Source organism: Mycobacterium sp. (assembly GCF_019247615.1).
Taxonomy (GTDB): domain Bacteria; phylum Actinomycetota; class Actinomycetes; order Mycobacteriales; family Mycobacteriaceae; genus Mycobacterium.
Genome location: NZ_JAFBAT010000276.1, coordinates 1 through 9245, shown reverse-complemented (window position 1 = coordinate 9245; position 9245 = coordinate 1). Strand labels below are relative to the sequence as shown.

Sequence of the window (9245 nt, the reverse complement as noted above, 5' to 3'; positions counted from 1 at the left end):
ACATCGCTTTTGCCATCGGTGTGTTGGGCGGCGACGTCGCGCTGGTCGGTGCGGCCGGGGATGACTTCACGGAGTACCGCGAGTGGTTGCAGGCCCACGGCGTCAACTGCGACAACGTCCTGATCTCCGAGAGCGCGCATACGGCGCGGTTCACCTGCACCACCGACGTCGACATGGCCCAGATCGCGTCGTTCTACCCGGGCGCGATGTCGGAGGCCCGCAACATCAAGCTCGCGGACGTGGTCGCGGCCATCGGCACGCCGGAGCTGGTCATCATCGGGGCGAACGACCCGGCCGCCATGCTGGTGCACACCGCCGAGTGCCGCAACCTCGGACTGCCGTTCGCCGCAGACCCGTCCCAGCAGCTGGCCCGGCTCTCCGGGGACGAGATCCGCCAGCTCATCGATGGCGCCAAGTACCTGTTCACCAACGACTACGAGTGGGACCTGATGCTGTCCAAGACCGGCTGGACGGAGGCCGAGGTGATGGCGCAGGTGGAGCTGCGGGTGACGACGCTGGGCCCCAAGGGCGTTGACCTCGTCGAGCCCAGCGGCGCTCGCGTCCACGTCGACGTGGTGCCCGAAACCAGCCAGGTCGACCCCACCGGCGTCGGCGACGCTTTCCGCGCGGGCTTCTTGACCGGGCGCAGCGCGGGCCTCAGCCTGGAGCGCTCGGCGCAGCTGGGCTCGCTGGTCGCTGTGCTGGTGCTGGAGTCGGAGGGCACCCAGGAATGGACCTGGGACCGCGAGTTCGCGGCGTCGCGGCTGGCCGGCGCATACGGTGAGGATGCGTCCGCCGAGATAACCGGCGTGCTCGCGTGATTCCTGGTCCGCGAGTTTAAGCGCACTGCCCATTTCGCCGACTTTTTTGCGGTGGCGTTACTCTCGCGAGCCACCTCAGAGCTGGACCGGGTAGACGGGCTCGCCGATCTGCGGCGTCACGCTGCCTTCGACGAAGATCGCGTGCCACAGCATGAAGATCAGCACGGTCCACAGCCGGCGGCTGTGATCGCTCGCACCGGTTCGGTGTTCGTCGAGCATTCGGCGCACGACCGCCAGGTTGACCAGGCGGTCGGCTTGCCCGTCCTTTGCTGAGTCCACCAGCGCGTAGGCCCACTCGAGCAGTTCGCCGGCGCGCAGCCAATGTCGAATGGGCACGGGGAATCCGAGCTTGGGCCGATGCAGCACGTGCGCCGGAACGATGGGCTCCAGGGCACGCCGCAGGGCGTACTTGGTGGTCGTGCGGGTGATCTTCGCCTCGACGGGTAACCGGGAGGCGACGGCGAACACCTCCGGATCCAGGAATGGCACCCGAAGCTCCAGCGAGTTCGCCATCGTCATCTTGTCGGCCTTGACCAGGATGTCGCCACGCAGCCAGGTGAACAGGTCCACGTGCTGCATGCGGGCCACCGGGTCCCAGCCGGCCGACTCGGCGTACACGGACGCGGTCACGTCGGTGTGAGTCCAATCGTCGCGGAAACCGGGCAGCACGTCGCGCAACTGCGCGTCGGAGAAACTGCGGGCGTTGCCGTAATAACGCTCTTCGAGCGTCAGCGAACCGCGGTGCAACAGGCTCTTGCCGCGCATGCCCTCCGGCAGCGGCTTGGACACCTTGCGCATCGAACGGCGCAGGGGACCCGGCAGGTAGTCAAACGGCTTCAAGGACAGCGGCTCGCGGTAGATCGTGTAGCCGCCGAACAGCTCGTCGGCCCCCTCACCGGAGAGCACGACCTTGACGTGCTTGCGGGCCTCGCGGGCCACGAAGAACAGCGGCACCAGCGCGGGGTCGGCAACCGGCTCGTCGAGGTACCAGACGATCTCGGGCAGCGCGTCGACGAACTCTTGCGGGCTGACCACCTTGGCGACGTGGCGGGCGCCGATCGCCTCCGCCGAGGCCACCGCGACGTCGATCTCCGAGAAGCCCTCTCGCTCGAAGCCGGTGGTGAACGTGATCAATCTAGGGTTGTGCCGGATGGCCAGCGCTGCGATCGCGGTGGAGTCGATGCCGCCCGAAAGGAAGGCCCCGACCGTAACGTCGGCGCGCATGTGCTTGGCCACCGAGTCCTCGAGCACGGCGGTGATCTCTTCGTAGCGGGCCTGCTCGCTATCTCGGGTGATCGGTACGGCGGCAAACCGCGGGACGAAGTAGCGGTTGATCTCCGGCGCAAGGCCCGGCCGGATCCTGGCGAAGCAGCCCGACTCCAGCCGGCGCACGCCGCGGTGCAGCGTTTCGGGCTCGGGCACGTACTGCAGGACGGTGTAGTGCTGCACCGCGCGTTCGTCGATGTGGGTGTCGAGCCCGATCAGATCCGCCAGATCCAGCAGGCATTTCTTCTCGCTGGCCACCGCGGTGCCGCCCGCACCGGTGGCCATGAAGAGTGGTTTGATGCCGAAAGGGTCACGGGCGCAGAACAATTCGCGGGTGGTCGTGTCCCACAACGCGAACGCGAACATGCCCCGCAGCCGGGTCAAGACGTCTATTCCCCAGCAGTGGTAGCCGGCGACGACGGCCTCGCCGTCGCCGTCGGTGGCGAACGCGGCGCCGTGCCGGGCGGCCAGTTCGTCGCGCAGCTCGAGGTAGTTGTAGATCTCACCGTTGAAGACCAGCACATAACGGTCGGGCGCCTCGGGCGGACCCCACCGCAGCGGCTGGTGCGAGTGCGCGATGTCGATGATGGACAGCCGGTTGAATCCGAACACCACCGAACCGTCGGCACCGGGGTCCATCCAGGTGCCCGGCTCGTCGGGCCCCCGGTGGCGCATCAGGTGCGAGGCGCGCGAGATGGCGCCGTCGGCCTCTGCGGCGCGAGCCGCCGCGGTGTCATCGGCCCCCGCGCCGGCGATGTCCTCGCCGGGGCCGGCCGGGTTCGCGACGAACGCGAGCAGACCACACACGGCGCCCCAGTATGCCGCAATCGGGTGGAGCGTGACGGACCGACCGGCCGGGGTTTCGTCGCCGCGGTGAGCGGCGTGGTCTACGCTGCGTAGTATTCATATCCGAGCAGGAGGCGCGACGTGACACCTCGCGGGCAGGTCCGTTCGCATCGTTTGTCGCAGGGCACGTTCCGGCGCCGTCGCGGCGCCAGCCACCGGGGTCGGTTCCGTCGCCTTCGGTCGCTGGGCCTGGCCGCGACCTTGGGTCTGTTGGCGGTGAGTCTGAGCGGATGCAGCTGGTCGGAAGCGCTGGCGCTGGGCTGGCCGAAGGGCATCACTCCCGAAGCCCACGTCAACCGGGAGCTCTGGATCGGGGCCGTGATCGCTTCACTGGTGGTCGGGGTGATCGTCTGGGGCCTCATCTTCTGGGCGTCCGCGTTCCACCGCAAGAAGGCCCGCGACACGGAGCTGCCCCGGCAGTTCGGCTACAACATGCCGCTGGAGCTGGTGCTCACCGTGACGCCGTTTCTCATCATCTCCGTGCTGTTCTACTTCACCGTGGTGGTGCAGGAGAAGATGCTGCACACGGCCAAGGATCCCGAGGTCGTCATCGACGTCACGTCTTTCCAGTGGAACTGGAAGTTCGGTTATCAGCGCGTCAACTTCAAGGACGGCACGCTGACCTACGACGGCGCCGACCCGGCCCGCAAGAACGCGATGGTTTCCAAGCCGGAGGGCAAGGACGCCCACGGTGAGGAACGTGTCGGGCCGATCCGCGGACTCAACACCGCCGACCGGACCTACCTCAACTTCGACAAGGTCGAGACCCTCGGAACCCCAACCGAGATTCCGGTGCTGGTGCTGCCCGCCGGCAAGCGCATCGAATTCCGGTTGGCGTCCGCAGACGTCGTGCACACCTTCTGGGTGCCGGAGTTCTTGTTCAAGCGGGACGTCTTCCCCAACCCCGAGGCCAACAACTCCGTCAACGTCTTCCAGGTCGAGCAGATCAACCAGACCGGCGCGTTTGTCGGTCACTGCGCAGAGTTCTGCGGCACGTATCACTCGATGATGAACTTCGAGGTCCGGGTGGTGGCGGCGAACGACTTCAAGGCCTACTTGGAGCAGCGGATCGGCGGAAAGACCAATGCCGAGGCGCTGCAGGCGATCGCCCAGTCCCCGGTGGCGGTGACCACCCACCCGTTCGACACTCGTCGCGGTCAATTGACCGCCAGCCAGTAGGTGAGGACGCGCCATGCACATCGAAGCGAGGCTGTTCGAATTCATCGCCGCTTTTTTCCTGTTCGCGGCGGTGCTGTACGCGGTATTGACCGCGGTGTACGCCACCGGCGGCGAGGAGTGGGCGGGTACCACCGCGCTGGCGCTCACCGGTGGTATGGCGGCGATCGTGGGGACCTATTTCCGCTTCGTTGCGCGGCGGGTGGAAACCCGGCCCGAAGACTACGAGGGCGCCGAGATCAGCGATGGCGCAGGGGAGTTGGGATTCTTCGCGCCGCACAGTTGGTGGCCGATTCTGATCGCGTTGTCGGGCTCGGTGGCTGCGGTGGGTATCGGGCTTTGGCTGCCGTGGCTGATCGTCGCGGGGGTGATGTTCATCCTCACGTCGGTGGCCGGATTGGTGTTCGAGTACTACATCGGCCCTGAGAAGCACTGATCAGCTCCTCGAAGGTCACAATCAGGGCGTCAGTTGGTCTGTGGCCCGTTTGCCGAGAGTTCTTCTGCGCCTTCGGTTCGGTAGGGTTTGCCCAGGCACCATGAGAATCTTCCAGTCGCGCTCGCCACGAAGTAGCCGCGGAGCCCCGCGTTCTGGTGATGAAGTTGGACAGGGCAGGCAGACATGAGCGGGCCGAATCCTCCGGGATGGCAACCTGACGAACCCGATTCCGCCGGCGAAATCAAGCACGATCCGGATCCTGCGGGGCTGTCCGGCGACGAACTGGCGGAATCGGAACCCGTTTCCCATACCCAGCTCGGGCCCCCCGACGACAGCGCCGATCTTGCAGCGGCAGATCAGACCGGGCAGACCGACGCGTACTCGCGGGCTTACTCGGCACCCGAATCCGAGCACTTCCTCGGCGGCCCCTATGCGCCGACCGACCTGATGCTCTACGACTACGACGGCTATGACGATTCCGCGGCAGCGGACGACGAGCATCGCGCCCCTCGCTGGCCATGGGTGGTCGGAGTGGCCGCCATCGTTGCCGCGATCGCGCTCGTGGTTTCGGTGTCCCTGCTCGTCACGCGTACCAGCACGAGCAAGCTGGCCAACCCGGCCACCAGCACCGCCCCGTCGACCTCCGTGTCGGCCCCGCCGACACAGGACCAGATAACGACTACCAAACCGCCGCCCCCGCCCCCGCCGCCACCGCCGAGCACGGAGACCCCGACGGCGACGGAGACCCAGACCGTGACGGTGACGCCGACTCCGCCTCCTCCGCCGCCACCCCCACCGGCGGCCACTGCTCCGGCGTCGCCACCCGCGACTGCGCCCTCGGCAGCAGTGGCGCCGCCGCCACCGACCACCGCCCCGACGGGTCCCCGACAGGTCACCTACTCGGTGACCGGGACGAAGGCACCCGGCGACATCATCTCGGTGACCTACGTCGACGCCTCCGGCCGGCCAAGGACCCAGCACAACGTCTACATCCCGTGGTCGATGACCGTCACACCGATCTCCACCTCCGACGTCGGATCGGTGCAGGCGTCCAGCCTTTTCCGGGTCAGCCGGCTCAATTGCTCGATCACCACCAGCGACGGGGCGGTGCTGTCGTCGAACAACAGCGACGCGCCGCAGACGAGTTGCTGATGGTCAGCAGATACTCCGCATATCGGCGCGGGTCAGACACGATCCCGCCCGACGTCGTCGACCGCATCCTGGTGGGGGCCTGCGCCGCCATCTGGCTGGTGTTGCTGGGCGTCAGCGTGGCGGCCGCCGTCGCGCTGGTCGACCTGGGCCGGGGCTTTCACAAGACCGCCGGCAGCTCCCACACGACGTGGGTGCTGTACGCCGTGATCATGGTGTCCGCGCTCGTCATCGCCGGAGCGATACCGGTGCTGGTGCGGGCTCGTCGCATGGCCGGGACGGACTCGGCCGGCCGGTCGGCCATGGGGCAGGCCAGGCCGCCGGTGCGGCTCATGTCGCCGGCTCCGCGTACCGCGGCCGAACGGGCGCGCCAGCAGCGCGTCACGCGTGCGCCGGAGACGACGGACGAGTGGTCGGGGGCCGACGTGGACCGGGTCTGGTTACGCGGCACGGTCGCGCTGACCGGAATAATGGGCGCCGCGCTGATCGCTGTTGCGGTGGCGACCTATCTGATGGCCGTCGGTCACGACGGCGGATCCTGGGTCGGCTACGCGTTGGCCGGCGTCGTCACCGCCGCGATGCCGGTCGTCGAGCGGCTACACATCCGGCAGCTGCGCCGCGCCGTGGCCGCGCGCTAGCCGACCGCCAGCGCGTCGTCGATCGTCCGCGAAACCGAGCCATCGCCCGGCTAATGCTCGGCGTGCTCGCCGTTTGTCCCCGCGTGCTCGCCGTTCGGCGATCCGACAATGCTGTCTTGGTACTCGCGCAGCGCGGTAAGGGCACGTTGCTCGGAGGAGTGCGCCGCCGCGCGCAGCGCCGCGTCCTCGGACGCCGGGTCGGCGGACAGGAAGCTGCCGATGCCCGGCGATCCTCCCGAGCCCAGCTTGTTCATGCGCTTGGGCACCGCGGCGCCCTCGTACTCCAGCGGTATCGGGTGACCATGGGCGTCGACGGGGCCGAGCGGCTGGTGCAGCTCGATGTACGCCCCCTGCGGCAGCCGCTTGATGATGCCGGTCTCGATCCCGTGCTCGAGCACCTCGCGATCGCTGCGCTGCAACCCGATGCACCACCGATACGTGATGAAGTAGACGAACGGCGGCAGGATGACCATCCCGATGCGCCCGATCCACGTCGTCGCATTCAGAGAGACCTGGAACTTGTAGGCGATGATGTCGTTCATGGCCGCGAGCGTGAGCACCATGTAGAACGTGATCGCCATGGCACCGATAGAGGTCCGCACGGGGACATCCCGCGGCCGCTGCAACAGATTGTGGTGCGCGTAGTCACCGGAGAACCGCTTCTCCATGAACGGGTAGATGATCAGCAGAATGAAGATCAGTCCCATGATCAACGCCACCCACACCGCTGCCGGAACCGTGTGGTGCCAGAAGTAGAACTCCCACGGCGGCCAGATACGCGCCAAGCCCTCCGTCCACATCATGTAGAAGTCCGGCTGGGAGCCGGCCGATACATGAGATGGCTTGTAGGGGCCCAGGTTCCAGATCGGGTTGATCTGCAGGAGGCCGCCCATCAGGCCCAGCACGCCGACGATCGCCGCGAAGAACGCGCCGGACTTGACGGCGAAGATCGGCATCACCCGCACACCGACGACGTTGTGCTCGGTGCGGCCCGGGCCGGGGAACTGGGTGTGCTTTTGGAACCACACCATGGCCAGATGCAGCCCGATCAGCGCCAGGATGATCCCCGGCAACAACAGAATGTGCAGGGCGTACATGCGCGGGATGATCGCGCCCACCGTCGCGCATTCGCTGCCGGCGCCGCCGCAGGGGAAGTCGCCGCCGAACAATGCCCAGTGCAGCCACGTGCCGATCACCGGCATCCCCAACGTGATCGACGACAGGGCGGCGCGCAACCCGATGCCGGACAGCAGGTCGTCGGGCAGGGAGTAGCCGAAGTACCCCTCGAACATCGCCAAGATCAGCAGCAGCGAGCCGATTACCCAGTTCGTCTCGCGCGGCCGCCGGAAGGCGCCGGTGAAGAAGATGCGCGCCAGGTGCACCATGATCGACGCGGCGAAAAGCAAAGCGGCCCAGTGGTGGACCTGGCGGACGAACAGTCCGCCGCGCACCTCGAACGAGATGTCGAGCGTCGAGGCGAAAGCCTTGGACATGTCGACGCCGCGAAGCGGTTGGTAGACGCCGTTGTAAGTGACCTCGGCCATGGACGGGTCGAAGAACAGCGTCAGGTAGACGCCGGTGAGCAGCAGCACGATGAAGCTGTACATGGCGATCTCACCCAGCAGGAAGGACCAGTGCGTCGGGAACACCTTGTTGAGCTGCCTGCGTACCGCCGCCGAGGGGTGATAGCGCGTGTCGATGTCCTCGCCCTGGCGGGCCAGAACGTCACCGATCTTGGGGGGACTGAATTTCGGACTCATGATGTCGTGCGCTCCCAGAATGCCGGTCCGACGGGTTCGATGAAGTCGCCGTTGGCGACCAGATACCCGTTGGAGTCGATCGTGATGGGCAGTTGCGCCAACGCACGGGCCGCCGGACCGAAGATCGGCTTGGCAAAGTGCAGGGCGTCGAACTGCGACTGGTGACACGGGCACAGGATTCGGTAGGTCTGCTGCTCGTACAGCGACGCGGGGCAACCCAGGTGCGAGCACACCTTCGTGTAGGCGAAGAACTCGCCAAAGTTGAAGCTCTCCTGGCCCTGACGCTTGACCATCCGTGGCATGTCGCTGGGCCGGATGCGGATGAGCATCACGGGGTTGCGGACGCCCTGGTTGATCGAGCGGAGCTTTTCCTGCGATTCCGGTGTGGTGCCATCCCCGTCGGACTCCCGCCACGGGAAGACCGTTTCCATGCCGCCGGCATCGAGGTCCTCCGGGCGCATCTTGATGAACGGTGACGAAGTGACTGAGCCGGTGGCGCGGGCCAGATAAATGGTCTCGCCCTTGTAGCGCGGGGTCCAGCCCGAGGTCCACAGCACCGCCTTGGGACCGTCGGCGGTGGATACGACGGGCTTCCACGGGTTCTTGATCAGGCCGCCGGCAAACGCAACCAAGGTGGACAGACCGAAGGCGCCCAGTCCCATCCCCAACGACAGGCCGATGAGCTTGCGCCGCCCGACCGTCGAACCTTGATAGGCGTCGGCCAGGTTGGCAACCACCGTCTTGCGGTCGAGCTCCCGGGAGGCGCCGTCATGCCGTTGCTGGATCGAAATCTCTTCGGGGATAAACTTTTTCTGGTACAGCACCGCCGCGACCGCTATGCACAAGATCGACATTCCGAAGGTCAGGCCGTACAGCGGGGTGGTCAGGGTGTACAGCAGGCTGCCCGGGGCGTCCTTCGGCTTGTACTCCCACGGCCAGAACAAGAAGATCAGCAGTAGCGCCAGCCCGAAGCCGCCGCCCAGCAAAAGCCAGAGCGCGACCCCGCGCTCGGCGCGCTTCTCGGCTTTGGTGCCCTCGACGGGCCATCGCGGCTCCTTGAAGACGGTTTCGACACCGTCGAGGCGGCCGCCGAGCCGGACCAGGTCTTCTTTCGACATCGCGTTCAGCTCAGCCTCGGTGGGCTGCGTGCCGG

General features: G+C 66.9%; 8 protein-coding genes. 5 read left to right on the top strand and 3 right to left on the bottom strand.

Annotated elements, in window-relative coordinates:
- Positions 1-821 (top strand): carbohydrate kinase family protein (locus JO059_RS19180; protein WP_293321589.1); only part of this gene is annotated, 821 nt, incomplete at its 5' end.
- 75 nt (positions 822-896) lie between these two features.
- On the opposite strand, the gene asnB is transcribed toward JO059_RS19180, so the two are convergent.
- Positions 897-2843 carry an asparagine synthase (glutamine-hydrolyzing) gene (gene asnB, locus JO059_RS19175; RefSeq protein WP_293321591.1) on the bottom strand — a complete coding sequence of 649 codons (1947 nt, stop codon included), beginning with the start codon at positions 2841-2843 and terminating at the stop codon, positions 897-899.
- 171 nt (positions 2844-3014) lie between these two features.
- Between asnB and JO059_RS19170 the strand changes: the two genes are divergently transcribed.
- From JO059_RS19170 to JO059_RS19155, 4 genes are all read left to right on the top strand, one after another.
- Complete coding sequence (locus tag JO059_RS19170) at positions 3015-4112, top strand: cytochrome c oxidase subunit II (RefSeq protein WP_293321587.1); 1098 nt, start codon at positions 3015-3017, stop codon at positions 4110-4112.
- A gap of 13 nt (positions 4113-4125) precedes the next feature.
- Positions 4126-4545, top strand: coding sequence for a cytochrome c oxidase subunit 4 (locus JO059_RS19165; protein ID WP_293321585.1), 420 nt, complete (start codon positions 4126-4128; stop codon positions 4543-4545).
- A gap of 183 nt (positions 4546-4728) precedes the next feature.
- The gene (locus JO059_RS19160) at positions 4729-5697 is read left to right on the top strand and encodes an MmpS family transport accessory protein (RefSeq protein WP_293321583.1); all 969 of its coding nucleotides are present in this window, start codon (positions 4729-4731) and stop codon (positions 5695-5697) included.
- Complete coding sequence (locus JO059_RS19155) at positions 5697-6332, top strand: DUF2561 family protein (protein ID WP_293321581.1); 636 nt, start codon at positions 5697-5699, stop codon at positions 6330-6332. The genes JO059_RS19160 and JO059_RS19155 overlap by 1 nt, the downstream gene beginning before the upstream one ends.
- A 50-nt stretch (positions 6333-6382) precedes the next feature.
- On the opposite strand, the gene JO059_RS19150 is transcribed toward JO059_RS19155, so the two are convergent.
- Positions 6383-8092 carry a cytochrome bc complex cytochrome b subunit gene (locus JO059_RS19150; RefSeq protein WP_293321579.1) on the bottom strand — a complete coding sequence of 570 codons (1710 nt, stop codon included), beginning with the start codon at positions 8090-8092 and terminating at the stop codon, positions 6383-6385.
- Positions 8089-9245: ubiquinol-cytochrome c reductase iron-sulfur subunit (locus JO059_RS19145; RefSeq protein WP_293321577.1), on the bottom strand; the 1157-nt coding region annotated here is incomplete at its 5' end. The genes JO059_RS19150 and JO059_RS19145, both read right to left, overlap by 4 nt.